The following is a 16,515-nucleotide window of genomic DNA, read 5'->3' on the forward strand; positions in this document are numbered from 1 at the left end:
TAATCTCAAATTGGTCCCTCCCATAAAAGGTGCAAATGTTACTTGTTGTTTTCACTTTTTATCATTTTATTTCAGGTTTAAAGTAAATACAACAGATAATTTCAGAAATATGGAGGCGAGGCCGATGCTTGAATTACTTAAAGATAAAATATATATCCGATATTGGTTGGCGGTAGTTGTTTCTTTTCTAGGTGATGCCATGACGCTAACTGCTGTTGTTTATTTTGTCGGAACCCATACAGACAATCCCCTAATGATTAGTTTCGTTTTTGTTGCTCAATTACTGCCAGTGGTCATCATTGGACCCTTTATTGGGCCTTTAATTGACAAATATTCAAGTCGATGGGTAATGGTATATTCAGATATATATAGATTTTTAATGGTATTCTTAATGGTATTTTTCTACGAGAATATCCCATTATTGTTATTACTAGTATTTTTACAAGGAATTGGAACAGCTTTTTTTGAGCCAGCTCGTATGTCTTCCATTCCAACTATTGTCGGTGACCATCGTATTCCTCAAGGAATTGCACTATTTCAGAGTACGATAGCTGTTATTAAGTTAGGTGGGCCTGTAGTCGCTGGGCTTCTATTAGCCTTTCAATCCCCGAAGAACATATTTTTTATTGATTCATTCACATATCTTATTTCGGGAGTTCTTATCTTTAGCTTATCTATTTTAAAGATAGATTCTAACAAGAACCAGCCTAGCTCAAATTCGTATCTGAAAAATCTGTTTGATGGAATAGTGGAGATGCTTAAGACCCCAATTTTATTCTTTATGATTTTATTTCTAGTCCCTGTCATGATGGCATTTGGAATGTTTATGACAAACTATAAGGCCGTTATGCTCCAAGTGTTTGAAGTATCAAAAATTGAATTTGGTGTGATGGAAGGAATCTTCGCATTTGGTACGGTGATTGGTGCTGTCCTAGGGTCAAAGCTGTTAAATAAAATGGCCCATTATCGTTTATTATATGTATCGATTGGTGTACTAGGTTTTTCTATTATATGTGTATATTTCATCACGGAAATAAGCTTTCTATCGAATTCGCTCCTATATCCATTAATATTGTGGAGTTTAGTGATTGGTCTTACAAATGCTTTAATGATGGTACCTACGAGTACGATCTTTCTTCAACATATTCCTGAGGAAATAAGGGGAAGAGGTACAGCCATTTTCTATTCGATATTTAATCTATTTTTGTTAATGGGTACCCTTATTGGTGGATATTTAGGGGGAATAAATATTGTTGCAACCTTGATTGTCGCAGGTTCCGTTTTAATGATTACTGCCCTTACTTATCCTTTATATAGAAATTCTACCTTGCTCGTAAAAGTAAGAGATACAATTAAACCAAAAGAAGTATCAAATTAAGTAGTCCTCCCTTAGTGAAAGCTAAGGGATTTTTGTTGTGCCCGGCATGGGCGATAACTTGGTGGTGTAAGTCCACTACAGGCTTGGCAGTAGGGAAATCTCTTCTCCTCTAATTATTTCATTTTTTTTGTAAATTTCATAGACTAAAAGAACTGTGTTATTTATCATAGAAGTGTATTAACTATTATTAGTGCAGCTTGATTCACTTTGATTAAATATGAGGCGGAAAACTTAGGGTTTTTCAAATCTCGGCATTGATTTACAAAAAAATACCCTTCAATATACTATGGGTGAAATGAGTGTTGAAAGTAAAGAGAGGCTCTTATTCATAAAGACTATCATATTTGCAGTTTAAGTCTTAATATGACTTTGATCGGACTGTTCTTATGAGAAAAAAATGGCCTAGTTCAAAGTGAGAAATAAAAAGATTACTTTACCCCATTATTAACGCTTGGAATAGAGCTGTAAAAAAGGTGCAAAATTAAAAACAATTTTTCACTTTTATTAGTGTTACAAAATAGTAAAATAAGGTCTATGTTAGGTAATAATGATTTCATTTCACACCACAGGGACTACTTCAGGAAAAAAAGTAGTATTTAACGCTACCGGAGCAAATATTATCTATAGAAACGGGGGAGATTATTATATTTCAAACATTTAACAAAAAAAATATGGTTTGCTCTACTCGTACTTCTTGCATCATTTCTTAGCATTCATGCTATCATTCGTTACTACGTACTCGACCCGGAACAATCTAATGCTATTTTAATTGAAATAGGTTTTGTAATGTATGAATTTAAAAATATTATTTGGAATTCAGCATTGTATATACATATTTTAACAGCTGCCGTACCATTAATAGTAGGGCCTTTCCTTTTTATAAATGAACTGCGCAATAAATACTTAAATACACATCGTGTTGTAGGTAAAATCTATGTCATTTGTATATTCATTAGTGGATTAATAGGGATTTACCTAACTTTATTTGCATTTGGAGGAATATTAGCTAAATTAGGCTTCTTTCTTCTAGACCTAGCATGGATTTATACAACATACAAGGCCTACTCATATATTCGAAATAAAAAACTTAAACTTCATGAAGAATGGATGATAAGAAGCTATGCGGTCACATTTGCTGCATTGACATTCCGTATATGGTCAGCAATCATTGGCTGTACATTTGATAACTTTACACTTGGTTATGTAATTGCCGTCTGGTTGTGTTGGACTGGAAATTTATTAGTGGTAGAAGTTTGGTTGAGAAAATCTAGAAGAATGACAGCCAACATTCAGTCCCCAGTTAATTTAAGGTGAAAATACTAATAGTGAGGATAATAGGATGGAGTTAATAAGAAACTTTGAGCATAATAAGAAATTAAGGGGCAGTTTTAATGAACTGGCTACTAATACCTTTGGTATAAGTTTTGAAGATTGGTACGAAAAAGGATTTTGGACAGAAAAATATTCACCTTTCTCCATCGTACAAAACGAAAAAATAATAGCAAACGTTTCTGCAAATAAGGTAGAGTTAATTATTAATAATGAAAAAAAGCGTGGGATTCAAATAGGTACGGTAATGACTCATCCTGATTTTCGAAAATTAGGACTATCTCGTAAGTTAATGGAAATAGTGCTTGAACATTATGAGAACCAATATGATTTTATGTACTTATTTGCTAATTCTACTGTGCTAGATTTCTATCCTAAGTTTGGTTTTAAGCGAGTACCGGAACATCAGTTTACAATGAATATACCGTCAAGAATAATTCCAGTCAGAAGAGTGACTAAACTGAATGGTACTGATTCTGAAGTGTTAAATAGAATTTTCCAATATAGTAGAGGTAGATTACCAGTATCTTTTATTTTTGGTTCAGAGAATTCACAGGAATTGCTTATGTTTTATTGTCTAAATGTCTTTAGTCAGGACATCTATTACATAGATGATTTAGATTTGTTTACAATTCATATGCACGATGGGGAAACTCTCCATCTTTTTGATGTAATTAGCCAAAAGGAAGTAACTATTTCTGATGTTATAAATAGAATTGCTAACGAAGATACGAAAAATGTAGTTTTTCATTATACTCCAGATTACGGGGATATTGTAATTAGTAAAAAGTTAATTGATACCGAGAACGATGTGCTGTTCATAAAAATAAAAAATAATTTAGATTTACCTGAATATTTCAAGCATCCCATTACAGTACAAGCTTAGTATTTATATATATTACTAGTAAAGAGAGGGATATAAAAATGAAGTATTTATTATATGGTTCATTAGGGTTAGTAGTAATTTTTATTGTTTTATATTTAGTAGGTTATTATTCTTTAGGAATTATTATAAATATAATGGAATGGTCAACAAAATATATTTTACCTTGGGTGGCTCTATATTGGTTTATTCAATTTGTAAAAGGTAAAAAAAGAATAAAATTTTCTATTAAGAAAACCAGCTAGTAGTTTGTAATCATTTTTCAATAAAGAACTTAAATATTATTGGAAGTTTTTGTTTTCTATTAAAACAATTGGTTTTATTTGTAAGAGTTTGGTGGCCTAAGCGTGATAGGTAAGATCGAGAGTTATGCATCCCACTATTCCTATTTTCTAATCATGTGGCTTACGACAACTGTATTGAAGAAGACTAGGAGCATCAATGGAAGGTAAACAAAATTCCTCTTAGTCTATAATAATTTGATGATTGACAATACTCGTTCATTAGAATATAAAGGAAGAAATTACTATTAAAAACACAAATTTGGTAATTCAGATACTAATGGAGGTTGTCTAAATGTTCAAATCCTTTGTTTTTAGACACCTTCCTTTTAATGGGGTGTAATTAACTTGTTTATGAATCTCGTATTACTGTTTATTTTGGAAGTATGTACTATTGTAGCAGTTAGCTATTGGGGCTTTGTTGTTGGTAAAGGAATAGTTTTTAAAATACTACTAGGTATTGGTGCACCCTTATTGATCATGATGATATGGGGGCTATTTGGTTCCCCAGCAGCACAAATACCCTTAACAGGGGGATATCGTATTTTACTTGAAGTAACTATTTTCGGGTGTGCGATTTTGGCACTATTAGCTGTAGGTAAACCGACATTAGCATTTGTCTTTGGGGCATTAGTCATAGTTAACAAAATCCTAATGTATGTATGGAAACAATAAGCCATGTAGTCATCAACAAATAAAGGGGATAGGTGAATGGAGAATGCGTTTCGAATCAAACTAGGTGGAGTTATGTCTATCATTGCAGGTTTCTCTCTTGCTACAGCTCACTCTATTAATCTACTGTTTTCAAATGGGGAAGGTATAGTAATAGGAAAAGCCATTGTATTTATTGCTCATCTTCTCATCGTTTTTGCGTTTTTTGGATTTCATGAATCACAAAGAGATAAAAATGGTATTTTCGGATCAATAGGTATGGTTTTAGGTGTAATTGGCACGATTATCGTAACGGCCATTGTGTTTGTCGAGATGGCTGGCGTTTCAAATGTTAAGATTGATGAAATATTTGCAGTTAGTACAAATCACTTTATTTACTCGTTTGGTCCACTGCTTTTTGTATTGGGGATGATCTTCGTTGGTATTTCAATGGTGAGAGCGAAACTATTTCCATCTGCAGTTGGACTATTACTTATTCTTGGAACGATTGTTTTTGCACTAGGGACGGTAGCAGGAAATTTAGAACCGCTCATCTCCACAACCGGGGCAATTATTACTGGACTCGGGTTTATATGGGGAGGACTCTTTCTTTTTAGGAGGAATTCTATGTGAACGATAAAAATCGAAGCTTAATGATTTTTTCTCCAATATTAGTTGTTGGTTTAGGATTTTTGACAGCAACCATTGCTGTGCGGTTAATCAATGAATGGGCATGGGTACCGCTAGCTATTATTTATTGGAGTACGATGGCATTTATAATCTATCGTCATAAAAGAACTACTTTTACAAGTTGGTTGCAAAAGCCAAAGGGCATAAAGGCTGGATTATTTTAGCCTTTTCCGTCACTCCTTCCTGCCTGCATTCATATTTGGATGGCATACATTAGATTCAGGATTAATCATCTCACTTTGGATACTTACTTTTCTTATTAATCCGCCTCTGGAGGAGGGCTTCTGACGTGGGGAGTGTTTTCCATTGCAAATCGGAGTCCTGTCACCTGGACTGCCGTATTTCTAATGGGTTTAGCATGGGGTACATATTTTTATAAGACAAAAAGTTTACGTTGGGTGATTGTTGCTCACATTTTAAACCTTTGTGTTCCAGTGTTTTTAAATAAATTTACGGGGATGTAGAGACTGTTCATTCATATGTTTTAGCTAGATGCAACCTCTATTGAGCTTACCCACTGCAAGTGAAACTTATTTTTCTTTCATTAAAATTAGGCTCATTTATTGGTAACGTTAATTTCCATTTCATCAGCTACTTGATACGGCCGATAACGCTGGGCGTTCTCATTAGCTACTGAAAAAGATATGCTATTCGAAAGGATTAGTAGTGAAGAAGCACTCATCGCTGATGTCGTTTATCTTGCGCTTCAATTAACACTATTATAGTCAACATTGTTCTTTACATAGCTGAAAATAAAATATGAGGTGGCTTTATGAAAATATTCCATAGCAAGGATTTTGTAATTACAGCACAAGGTATAAGCAGTGTAGAGAGCATTACAATAGGGGGGATAAAACAAAGCATCTTAATACAAGCGGATAATCCTGGTGCACCTGTTTTACTCTTTATTCATGGAGGCCCAAGCATGCCGGTGCCTGGTGTCTCCAATAGGGGACGTGATTATGCTTTAGTAATGACGACAAAGGAATTAGTCAAGCATTTTACAGTTGTTTTCTGGGATCAGCGTGGTACAGGTAAATCGTATGCAAAGCAAATTCAAAAAAATACGATGAACTTAAAGCAATTTATTCAAGATGGGTGTGAGGTTACCGATTATTTAAGGAACCGGTTTAGTCAAGAAAAAATCCACCTCATGGCACATTCGTGGGGGAGTGTGATTGGACTGTCGCTTGCCGCATCTTATCCAGAAAAATATTATTCATATACCGGGTTCTCACAAATTACGAACTGGGTTGAAAATGACAAGTTAAGTTACAAGTGGCTGATGGAAATATCGAAGGTGAAGAATCATCAAAAAGCGATAAAGGATTTGCTTGCCGTTGGGGAGCCACCTTATTTAGATGGATTTAAACAGTGGGCTGCAATTCGTAAATGGCAATTTAAATACAATTCGATGTTCCATGATGCAGGTGATAAAAAGTCAGCGACATTTTTTTCGGGACTTAAAATTATGTTGCAGTCACCGGATTACTCTCTTATCGACGTATACAATTCCCTTATACGCGGCTTTAAACTCTCGTATACGGAAGAATTGCTCAACGATATTAATACCTTCGACTTCTTTACAGAGGTTCCCTCATTACAAATACCTGTCATGTTTATTCATGGAAGTAAAGAAAAGCATGTTATGCCTGAACTAATTAAAAGATACTATGAGAATCTAGATGCTCCAGAAGGAAAAAGGTTATTATGGTCGGATAAATCTTCCCATGCCTTTCATTTGGATGATGCAAGGGAAAATGAGCAGAGGTTAATCCAATACCTGCTTTAATTTAAAAGGTTCTAACTATTTATTAGAGAAGCAAACCACTACAAAAGGTGAGGAGGAGAGAGAAGAGAATGGAATTTAAAGAGTTTCCGATTATTAACACGGATCGTTTTTTACTTCGACAAATGTCATTAGCTGATGCTCCAGGTGTCCTAGAGGTACTATCGGATAAAGATGTTACAAAAGATATGGGGATTCGCCCTTTAACAAGTGTAGAGGAAGCAGAAGGTGTAATTTCATTTATGAACAAACTATTTGATTTAAATCAAGCACTTAGGTGGGGGATTATTAAAAAAGATACGAATACTCTTATAGGAACGTGCGGATTCAATGGTTGGGAGGTCCAACGCGGGTCTAGGGGTGAGGTTGCTTATGATTTAGGAAAGCAATATTGGCGAAAAGGATACATGACTGAAATATTAACTCATGTCATCGGTTTTGGCTTTCATGAAATGAATTTGCATCGCATCGAGGCATTTACCAACATAGATGCAACACCGTCAAAAGAAATTTTACGTAAGTTTGGTTTTTATCAGGAAGGGGTTTTACGTGGCTACTCCTTGATTAATGGGGAGTATGCAGATCAATATTGTTATTCTCTTTTAAAAACCGAGTGGGATTTTCAGATGTACAAAAGAATTAGAGCTAATGATCGGATATAAGCACCGTCCACTTAAATACCATCAATCAAGGATATTCTATTTACATGTTAGACACATTACACCTGAAGAATAGGGAAGGATATAGTATTTGAATTAAAATTTTTCTTTAAATTTAGAAGGGCAGGATGGATTAGTTAACTCTGAAAAACTATATTGAAGAACACCATAAATAAGTAATGATAAGCGGGAGAGAATTATGAGTAACAACCAATTAATACACTTTGAAAAAATATATAATTTTCGTGACATCGGAGGGGTAAAAACAGAGCAAGGATCTACCTTAAGACAAGGTGTACTCTATCGCTCTGGTAAATTATCTAACATGACTCCATGTGATCTGGAAAGAATGAAGAAATATAAGATTAAAACAATCTTAGACCTTCGATCAGAAAAAGAATACAACAAGAATATGCCCTTATTACTGACTGCAGAAGAGATTAATTCTGTGAACATTCCTCTACTTCCCATAGAGACTCAAGATGCTAATTTCCGAAAGTTTCTTAGCTTTTTGTTTCGAAAGACAGGAGCAGACGATTTTAAAAACTTTACTAGGGAGTATTATCATAGTATTGCATTCTATCAAACTCCACAAATAAAAAAGGTATTTACCTTAATCTCTGATGATAAAAATTGGCCGGTGCTCATCCATTGTTCAGCTGGAAAGGATCGAACAGGGATTATTGCATCAATCATTCAGTCCTTAGTTGGGGTTCCATATCAAAGGGTATTGGAAGAATATCTCTTAACCAACGATTACTTCAAACATCGATTAGATAAATTTATAAAAGTTATGAGATGGATGACACTTTTCCAAGTGTCCTCAGAGCGTATAGAATTCATATTAAAGGCGCATCCCGAAGTGCTCGAGCAACTATATGCCAATATTAACGAGCGATATGGAACCGTTGAAACCTATCTTATGGAGGCTTGCCAACTAGAGGTAGAGATTTTGGATAGACTGAAGCAGAATCTAGTCCTTAAAAGTATAGAATAGAAATGAGTGATAACTGATGAATTCAAGAAATATTTTGAAACGATTGTAAAAAAAACGGCAAACTCTTCTGTTTTTTTTTGCCTAGTAGGGAACTCACTTAAATCATCATTCACTTTTAGATGCTTCAGTAATATCTGTCTTTATAACTGTTCTTACTGCGCAGTACAACGATACTGCGCAGTGAAAATCTGTAAAAAATGTACTTAAAGGTTATTTAGGGTAGATTGTCTCTATAAACAAAAGGTGTTATGTTTTTTTACACTACAAATGCTGAATTAAGCATGTACAAAAACGCTCGTTTAAAGATGTACATTTTTGATTTTCCCTGTATATTACAACTTTACATGGAGTGGCGGGTATGATAGCCTTGGTTGGCTTGCCAGCCCTTGTTACTGCTGGCTTTTTAGCGGCATAATCATGCCCGCAGAGGCTCCGTGTCAAGTTGTAATTATGCACTCACTTGTATAGAGAGCCGTATAACGGTCAAAAGTGTACATGCTTATATAAGCAAAAATGTACATTTTGATACAGACATTTACATTTACACAATTGATTTCTAAATTTTGTTGGAATTTTTTATGTAATTTCCTCAAGTATAGACAGAAAGTCGCTAATAACCCCAACATCCATATAACCATGATGGAAGTCAGATAATCCAAACAAATTCAATGTTTTTGCCTCTAGTTATCTGGTTATTGTTAGTAATTTCTAATTGGGAGTAATCTACAAGTTTTGCTATATGTATATGATCTCTTTCTGTGACTGTATTTGCTTTCGGTTTTAACATAAGTACTTCAGGTTGGTGTGGTATTTGAGAAAAACAAGAATCTACAGAATTATTATAAAAGGCTTCGAAATTTCCCTTTATTTCCGTACAAAATAGCTATCAAATAGTCCCCCTCAGTAAAATACCCTTAGTATCAATATATCCATAAAGTTAATTTAAATATTAAAGAAATAAATTTTTATATGAAGAATTAGCAGGTGAGCATCTATCTTTGTTTAATAGAAACGTTGTAAAGTAAAAAGGAGGTGAGAGCATTGCCAAAGTATTATCCAAATTTTAAAACCGGAGAAGTAGTGGAAGCAAAAAAATTATGGGGAAAGAATAAAATTGATTTGTATAAGGAAGGGTATCTAGTTAATTTCTTTAAATCTAATCAATATAATGGTCAAGAGTATTTCATATTAAGAAAAAAAGTGGGGGATTATTATCAATTTGAAAAGGTTAGCAGATATGGTACCACAAATAAATTACCTTTATTTCTAATTAAAGGTTGGACAATTGTTAAGGCTCCTGAAGGAGTTGAACTTAGAAGAGATTAAACTACCAACATGCATGTATTTTTAAGCCATCTAACAGGTCTTCACAACACAATAAAAAGCATACATATAAAACACAATATACACTCCTAAACCCTGTGTAATGAGGAAAGGGGAGTGATGTAATATGGCTACATCTAAAGAATTTAAAAACAAAGTTACACCACCAAATTGGAGTAATATTGATGGAGAAAACAATCAAGAAATAACAGTTTCTACTGAGGAACTAAATAAAAAAGTTGAAGAATATGAAAAAAAGGATTTAAAACAAGTCTCAATAAAAGACACAGAAAATCTCCCTATCTGGAAGAGTGTCTTATACGACGAAGACGGAAATGAATATATTGGACCGAAAGGATTTAAGGTAGAATACATAGATAATGAAGTTCGACTTGTTGGCCCATTTTTAAGGAAATCAGATAAAGGCTTTAGTTATATACATCGAGGTTTTTTGTCGGAATACCTCATAAAAAATGTTCCTGTCATCAATTCAACGGGAAAGTTATATTTTTTTGATAATGGGGTGTATAGACCAGCGAATGAGAATGAGGATAAGGGGATAGTAAAAGAGTTATTAACACCTGAATATGCTAAGTCCCAGGTTATAAATGATGTTGTTCAATTGTGGAAGATAGATAGTCGAATTAATAAGTTTCCGCACGAAATAAATAAGTATCCCTTTAAGTTAAATCTTCTAAATGGAACATTTGATTTACAAACTTGGGAGTTTACTAAAGGTCACTCAATAGATAACTATTCTACAATTCAAATACAAGCAAACTATGATCCGAACGCTAATGGAGAAAACTTCAATAAGTTTATTAATAGTGCAGTACCGGATAAAGAACTTCAAATGCTGCTGCAGGAAATGGTAGGGTATTGTTTAACTCCATTAACAGATTCCAAAAAGATGATTTTCATATTTGATGGACCGGGAGATGCAGGGAAAAGTACTTTTATCACAGCAACTCTAGAGAATCTCTTAACCGATAATGCTAAATCACACATTCCATTACAAGACTTGTCTGATAATGAGTACAAACAAGCAGAATTGTTTGGGAAGGTTGTCAATATATTTGCTGATCTACCCGCTAAAGGAATTAAAGATAATGGCTATTTAAAAGCGGCTACCGGGAATGATAGGATATCTGCACGAAGACCATATGGACAAGTATTTGAGTTTTATAATAAAGCAAAGTTTGTTTTCTCCACAAATGGTCTACCGGATAATTACAGTAAAGATACTAGTGATGCTTTTTACAACAGGTTAAGTATTATCCCTTTTAAGCATGTACCTGCAAAAAAAGACCCTCACCTGAAGGAAAAATTATACAAAGAGAAGGACGCTATCCTGCTTTGGATTCTAGACGGACTAAGAAGATTGATACATGAAAATAATTTTAAGTTTACAGAAAGTAGGGAATCTAGTGAACTAGTCCAAAGATACAGAGAAGAGAATAATGCTGTAATGAAATTCATGAATGAACATTGCGAATTTAATCCAGATGCTGAGACAGCGCGTATTAATCTGTTTACAGCATGGCAAAATTTCTGTGAACAAAATGGACACATTGCGGGAAGTCAAACAAAGTTTAATAAAAAAATTGAAAGTATATATGGTAATCTGGTTAAACGTAGCCAAATGAATAACAGTAGAAGGACTAAGTCTTGGAAGGGTTTAAAACTACTTGATTTTGATGAAATTTAAATTGCAGACGGGTATTAAACCCGTCTTTAATTTTGTAAAAATAGAACCCAAGTTGAACCAATCTTGAGCCAATAATGAACCAAGTGTTTGCAAGCGAGAAAAGGGTTGAGCCAAATGAACCAGTTTAATTATTAAAACAGTAGTATATGTGAGGTGTATACAAATAATCTCTTGTAGTTTTGTAATGCTTTTCAAAATGGTCATTTAGGTAAATAGTAGTTCAAACGGCTCAAGTATTGATACTAATAGAATCGCAAGGCTTAAAACTAGTTCAACAAAACATCCAAAAGTGGTTCAATGCTTCTTGTGATTCCTTCCAAAATAAAGGTAAGAACAAGTGTTTGTTTAAGTGTATAAGTAGAAAGATTACACTAAAGATACTTGGAGGGATTCTCTTGAAAAACAAGGATATACTTCGTAAGAAGGCTGATTATGAACTAATAACGTTTAACCATTTTCAGTACAATTTCTTCATTGCAAGATTTAAGAAATGCTTTTTATTGCCAGATGAAACTGAACCATTCTTCTATTTCATATATGTACTTAAAGAGGATTACAGAGTGGCAGGCAAAAAAAGGGAAAGACAAAAATTGAAAAGTATAATGTAATGTGTTTTAACCAAGATTTTAAAGATTTTAACCAAATGATTTTGCTGCTTTGTCCGATTTTGGAAGAGTATATACTAGAGCCAGATGTTCGATACAAATTAATCAAGTTAGCGCGAAAGTTACATCCATGTCAGTAGGGACTAGTCCCTGCTGTTTTTTTATTTTTAAACAAGGGTTGTTATAAGTTATGTCTAATAGAAAGGTATATGAAAATTCCGTTAAGGTCTGGTCAGTTTTTAACAATCAATTTAAAAATGAAAGGGGAGGATTTTGATGAATCAAAAAGTAGAAATTAGAAGAAATATAGTTGTTGAGAAGTTAGTGGAGTTAAACTTATTTCATGCAAGATACGGTTTGAAAGTAAAGGGTTACATATATAACGATAGGGATGAGGAGTTGGAAGGAGTACTTATAGAGGAGCGAAGAAGCCTAGGCGAAGAGCCGAATGTTTATCTCCTATCAGATATAGAATATACAAACATTTTGAATGGTTTCTATAATTATGATTTAAAAGAGGCGAAGAGGTTACTGTTACAAGATTGTACATTTTCACTTGCTAGAAACGATAAAACAGGTTTTTATCAGTTTACTTTTATTCGATCTATTAATGATATTTTTGTTTTTATGTGTTCGAAAGAAGAAAGAGATTATTTATTCAATTTTTTGATAGGTTAGTTTATAGTTGGCCCTGATATTATCTTTAAGACGCGCTATAATGTATGTAATTAGTAATTGGGGGTGACCTAAAATTGAAAGAGATTAATTCGAGAATAAGATATTTGGCATTTCTTATATTCTGGACGCTGCTAATTGGTGGAATTAGTTCTGTCATGTTGTATCCTATTAATCATTTCACATTAAAAATTGATATAGTTTTCTATTATTCCTTATTCATATTAGCATTTGTAAGCAGTGGAATATTTTATCACATATTTTATTCTGTAATTATTTTTGGAAGTGCCGAAAATCCTAGTGAGAAAAAGGAAAGATTTTGGGATACATTATCGATTGTTATATTTAGTATAATTGTATTAATCTTTGGCATAATCGTTTATTTATTATCAGGTATTCTGGCTTATGGTATTGTGACATTCTTTGTTTGTCTTAGTGGAGTATATACTTGGTGTTTGCCAATGCTTGACATAAAAAAATTGCTAAAAGAAAGAGAACAGAAATATAATAAAGTGTTTATTGATGAAAATGGTCATAAGCGTATGTGGTTTAAAGTTTAAAAAAGTATGTCTCCTAACAGTATTGTTGGAAGTAGACATACTTTTTTATTTATAATATGTCCCTTATTGCTTTGCTAATGGTGAAAAAAAAATTCAACCGAAAAAAATGCTACAGAGTAAAAATGAGCGATATTGATAAGGAAAAAAATGAAAAAAATAGGTCGTGCAAGAAATCGCTTAACATTTAATCATTTTGCAGATAAAAAAAATCAACTGACCGATTTTGGGGGAAATGAAGAAATAACAACAAATAATTAATTGAACGAGACGAAAAAAATAAATAACTAAAGTAGGGGTCCTACCAACAAAACGCGGAAAACATACGCTAAGCAAATTTCGACATGAAAAAAGCCGATTTTTCCTACGCTAAGGAATCATCGGCTTGATATTAAAAGATAGTTATCCTGCACAACAAGATAGTTTGGATACATCTTTGTCAAACGTTAGAGCAGCCAGCTTCAGTCCTTCTGCCATTGTCAAATATGGTGCAAGGGTTTCGCGAAGATCCTCTACGGTTAAACCGAATTTGACAGCTAATGTCGCTGCATAAATCACGTCTCCTGCGTTTTCTGCAACCACATGAGCCCCTAATATTTTTAACGTTTTCGCGTCCGCGACCAGTTTAAACACACCTGTTGTTTCCCGATTAACCAGTGCTCTTGGAACGGCATCTAACGGCAAAACGGATGTTTTCACTTCATATCCTTTCTCTTTCGCCTGTTGCTCCGTTAAACCAACCGTTGCAATTGCTGGAGCTGTAAATGTAACCCCCGGAACCACTTCTAAATTCAGCTTTTTGTTCAGTCCACCGATAGCATTTCCTGCCGCAACTCCACCTTGATAAGCTGCTACATATACAAATTGAGGACCAAGCGTGACATCTCCTGCTGCATAGATGCGTGAATTCGTTGTTTTTGAATACTCATCGATTACGATTTCACCACGGGGGCCTACTTCAACGCCTGCATCCTGTAAATTCAAGGTTGCCGTGTTTGGTGTTCTTCCTGTGGCAACCAGTAATTGATCTGCCTCAATGATTCGCTTCTTGCCATTTACCTCAACATGGACCTTTTTAATGTCTCCATCTTGTTCGATTCGTTCAAAAGATGCTCCCGTCACTAAGTTGACCCCTTGTTCTGTCAAGGCTTGCGTGATTGCTTCTGAAACCTCAGGATCGTATTCCTTTAACAAACGCGGGCTTCTTTGCATCAATGTGACTTCTGAGCCTAGATTATGGAAGAGTTGTCCCAATTCCATCCCGATATAGCCAGAACCGATGACCGTAAGACGCTTAGGAACCTTCTTTAATTCAAGCAGAGTTGTGCTTGTTAAATAATCGACTTCATCCAGTCCAGGAATGTTTGGCACTGCTGGTGAAGCACCTGTCGCGATTAAGAATCGTTTGGCTGACAACTGAATGCTATTGACTTCAACGGTTTTTTCATCTACGAATTTCGCTTCGCCTTTGATTAATTCAAAGCCGTAGTCATCAATCAAATCCACATATTTTGAGTTTCGAAGATCCGTCACCAGTTCATTTTTCTGCTTGATCAATGGTGCCAAATCAACGTCACCAGCTGACGTGTGCAATCCGATGAATGGATTATTTTTTGCCAGATGATTGATTTCGCCAGCCCGAAGCAAAGTCTTTGAAGGAACACAGCCGATGTTCACGCATGTTCCACCAACCGTACCACGTTCAATGATTGCCACTTTTGCTCCGTATTTCACGGCTTCGATGGCAGATGAAAAGGCAGCCCCACCAGAACCGATGATGATGTAGTCATAATCACCTTCATCACCTAACTGCATCATTTCTTGCGATTGTACTTCTTCTGCTTCGCCTGGTTGATATTTCGCTTCAGCAATCGCTTTTTTCGCTGTTTCAACCTCTAAGCCATTTGGTAGCTCAAATACAGCTTCGCCACGGCGAAAATCTACTTCAATCCCTCTTGCACCCATGTTTTCAAGAGCAACAGCTACATGCTCTTCACAACCCGTACAAGTCATTCCTTGAACGTTCACTCGATATTTTTTCATGTTAACTCCCTCCTTTTATTCGACTCCAAGCCCGAAATCCGAAACTGCCGTCTTAATTGCCTGTAAATCCGTTTTCTTATCATTAAAGGAAACCGTTACTTCGCCCTTGCTTCCACTGACTTTAATGGCTGTTTTGCTAACGCCATCTATCTCTTCCAGGACGCTTTCTACAACAGACGGCGGACAACAATCCATCCCCAAAACCGTGAATGTCCCTGTTTTAGTTGTTTCAATGGTAGCTTTTACTTCCTTCTTAGCATCTATAGTATTTTGTGCTTCTTTTTCGTTGCTACACGCACTAACCACTAACAGAAGGGATAATAGCATCATAATCCTAATTATTTTTACGCTCATATAAAGCACCTCATTTTTTATAGTCCACCTTCAACTAGAAATAAAAAAAGAAACATGCAGAAAACGAAAAACGTCGTGATCCATAAGCCGATGATAGAACTCTTCCTTTTGCCTTTTCTCCCGTAAACCATGTAAAAGGAGTATGCAAGAAGGATGATGGTAACGATGCTGAACAATAACCGATACTTCAATGAGTAGAAGGCGATTGCTCCTGCAAATCCAGTTAATCCAAGAGGAATAAAAATCAGTGGACCCAAGCAGCATGCAGCCATACCAAAAGCTGAAAATATAGTGGCTAACTGTGACACTTTTTCCTTCATGATTTAAACCTCTTCATACTGCAACAATCATGCGTTGTTGTTTCTTTCGTTGTTTCATTTTTAATTTCTGGGTTCAGTTTTCTCCATCCTTTGAAAAGGGTGAAAACAAATAACAGACCCATCACGATGAAAATAACATCTTTAAATTCCGTGAAGTATGAGCCCAGTGCCGTTCCCGCAAACAACGGAAGCAGTAAAAACAAATGGCACGGACATGTGATTAGTGCGACAAGAAACCAACCTGAACTTTTTATTGTGTTTTTCATCCTGTTT

Annotated in this window: 20 protein-coding genes; 16 read left to right on the top strand and 4 right to left on the bottom strand. The window is 34.9% G+C overall.

Annotated elements, in window-relative coordinates; genetic code table 11:
* Window positions 1-10: 10 nt before the first annotated feature.
* From NYE52_RS23500 to NYE52_RS23570, 16 genes are all read left to right on the top strand, one after another.
* A complete protein-coding gene (locus tag NYE52_RS23500; protein WP_341195285.1) occupies window positions 11-1,378 on the top strand; it encodes an MFS transporter in 1,368 nt (455 codons plus the stop codon).
* Window positions 1,379-2,164: 786 nt separating this feature from the next.
* Entirely contained in the window at window positions 2,165-2,692 is a 528-nt protein-coding gene (locus NYE52_RS23505; protein ID WP_047944578.1) for a DUF2306 domain-containing protein, read from the top strand.
* A gap of 25 nt (window positions 2,693-2,717) precedes the next feature.
* Complete coding sequence (locus NYE52_RS23510) at window positions 2,718-3,593, top strand: GNAT family N-acetyltransferase (RefSeq protein ID WP_031537001.1); 876 nt, start codon at window positions 2,718-2,720, stop codon at window positions 3,591-3,593.
* Between the two features lie 38 nt (window positions 3,594-3,631).
* The gene (locus NYE52_RS23515) at window positions 3,632-3,835 is read left to right on the top strand and encodes a hypothetical protein (protein WP_031537000.1); all 204 of its coding nucleotides are present in this window, start codon (window positions 3,632-3,634) and stop codon (window positions 3,833-3,835) included.
* A 390-nt stretch (window positions 3,836-4,225) separates the two neighbouring features.
* Complete coding sequence (locus tag NYE52_RS23520) at window positions 4,226-4,546, top strand: YrdB family protein (RefSeq protein WP_031536999.1); 321 nt, start codon at window positions 4,226-4,228, stop codon at window positions 4,544-4,546.
* A 36-nt stretch (window positions 4,547-4,582) separates the two neighbouring features.
* The gene (locus NYE52_RS23525; RefSeq protein WP_031536998.1) at window positions 4,583-5,155 is read left to right on the top strand and encodes a hypothetical protein; all 573 of its coding nucleotides are present in this window, start codon (window positions 4,583-4,585) and stop codon (window positions 5,153-5,155) included.
* Complete coding sequence (locus NYE52_RS23530; RefSeq protein ID WP_031536997.1) at window positions 5,152-5,376, top strand: hypothetical protein; 225 nt, start codon at window positions 5,152-5,154, stop codon at window positions 5,374-5,376. The genes NYE52_RS23525 and NYE52_RS23530 overlap by 4 nt, the downstream gene beginning before the upstream one ends.
* A 132-nt stretch (window positions 5,377-5,508) precedes the next feature.
* Window positions 5,509-5,676 (top strand): CPBP family glutamic-type intramembrane protease, encoded by a 168-nt coding sequence (locus NYE52_RS24780; protein ID WP_160314233.1) that lies wholly within the window; start codon window positions 5,509-5,511, stop codon window positions 5,674-5,676.
* Window positions 5,677-5,984: 308 nt separating this feature from the next.
* A complete protein-coding gene (locus NYE52_RS23535; RefSeq protein WP_031536996.1) occupies window positions 5,985-7,004 on the top strand; it encodes an alpha/beta fold hydrolase in 1,020 nt (339 codons plus the stop codon).
* A 68-nt stretch (window positions 7,005-7,072) separates the two neighbouring features.
* Complete coding sequence (locus NYE52_RS23540) at window positions 7,073-7,663, top strand: GNAT family N-acetyltransferase (RefSeq protein WP_047944577.1); 591 nt, start codon at window positions 7,073-7,075, stop codon at window positions 7,661-7,663.
* 196 nt (window positions 7,664-7,859) lie between these two features.
* On the top strand, window positions 7,860-8,657 hold the full coding sequence (locus NYE52_RS23545) for a tyrosine-protein phosphatase (protein WP_031536994.1): 798 nt from the start codon (window positions 7,860-7,862) through the stop codon (window positions 8,655-8,657).
* A 1,041-nt stretch (window positions 8,658-9,698) separates the two neighbouring features.
* The gene (locus NYE52_RS23550; protein WP_026675551.1) at window positions 9,699-9,983 is read left to right on the top strand and encodes a hypothetical protein; all 285 of its coding nucleotides are present in this window, start codon (window positions 9,699-9,701) and stop codon (window positions 9,981-9,983) included.
* 124 nt (window positions 9,984-10,107) lie between these two features.
* Window positions 10,108-11,688: a DNA primase family protein gene (locus tag NYE52_RS23555; RefSeq protein ID WP_048716341.1), complete on the top strand. Its 1,581-nt coding sequence runs from the start codon at window positions 10,108-10,110 to the stop codon at window positions 11,686-11,688.
* 395 nt (window positions 11,689-12,083) lie between these two features.
* On the top strand, window positions 12,084-12,296 hold the full coding sequence (locus NYE52_RS23560; RefSeq protein WP_031536992.1) for a hypothetical protein: 213 nt from the start codon (window positions 12,084-12,086) through the stop codon (window positions 12,294-12,296).
* A 273-nt stretch (window positions 12,297-12,569) separates the two neighbouring features.
* The gene (locus NYE52_RS23565) at window positions 12,570-12,971 is read left to right on the top strand and encodes a hypothetical protein (protein WP_031536991.1); all 402 of its coding nucleotides are present in this window, start codon (window positions 12,570-12,572) and stop codon (window positions 12,969-12,971) included.
* Between the two features lie 74 nt (window positions 12,972-13,045).
* Window positions 13,046-13,528: a hypothetical protein gene (locus NYE52_RS23570; RefSeq protein ID WP_031536990.1), complete on the top strand. Its 483-nt coding sequence runs from the start codon at window positions 13,046-13,048 to the stop codon at window positions 13,526-13,528.
* A 399-nt stretch (window positions 13,529-13,927) separates the two neighbouring features.
* Here NYE52_RS23570 and merA read toward each other — a convergent pair whose 3' ends face one another.
* From merA to NYE52_RS23590, 4 genes are read right to left on the bottom strand one after another with little or no spacing between them, the layout of a single operon-like run.
* Window positions 13,928-15,568 (bottom strand): mercury(II) reductase, encoded by a 1,641-nt coding sequence (gene merA / locus NYE52_RS23575; RefSeq protein ID WP_031536989.1) that lies wholly within the window; start codon window positions 15,566-15,568, stop codon window positions 13,928-13,930.
* 15 nt (window positions 15,569-15,583) lie between these two features.
* Window positions 15,584-15,922, bottom strand: a complete 339-nt coding sequence (gene merP, locus NYE52_RS23580; protein WP_031536988.1) for a mercury resistance system substrate-binding protein MerP — start codon at window positions 15,920-15,922, stop codon at window positions 15,584-15,586.
* A gap of 17 nt (window positions 15,923-15,939) precedes the next feature.
* The gene (merT, locus tag NYE52_RS23585; RefSeq protein ID WP_031536987.1) at window positions 15,940-16,242 is read right to left on the bottom strand and encodes a mercuric transport protein MerT; all 303 of its coding nucleotides are present in this window, start codon (window positions 16,240-16,242) and stop codon (window positions 15,940-15,942) included.
* Window positions 16,239-16,508 (bottom strand): hypothetical protein, encoded by a 270-nt coding sequence (locus tag NYE52_RS23590; protein WP_035416349.1) that lies wholly within the window; start codon window positions 16,506-16,508, stop codon window positions 16,239-16,241. The genes merT and NYE52_RS23590 overlap by 4 nt, the downstream gene beginning before the upstream one ends.
* Window positions 16,509-16,515: the final 7 nt, after the last annotated feature.

Source organism: Niallia sp. FSL W8-0635 (assembly GCF_038007965.1).
Classification (GTDB): Bacteria; Bacillota; Bacilli; order Bacillales; family Cytobacillaceae; genus Niallia.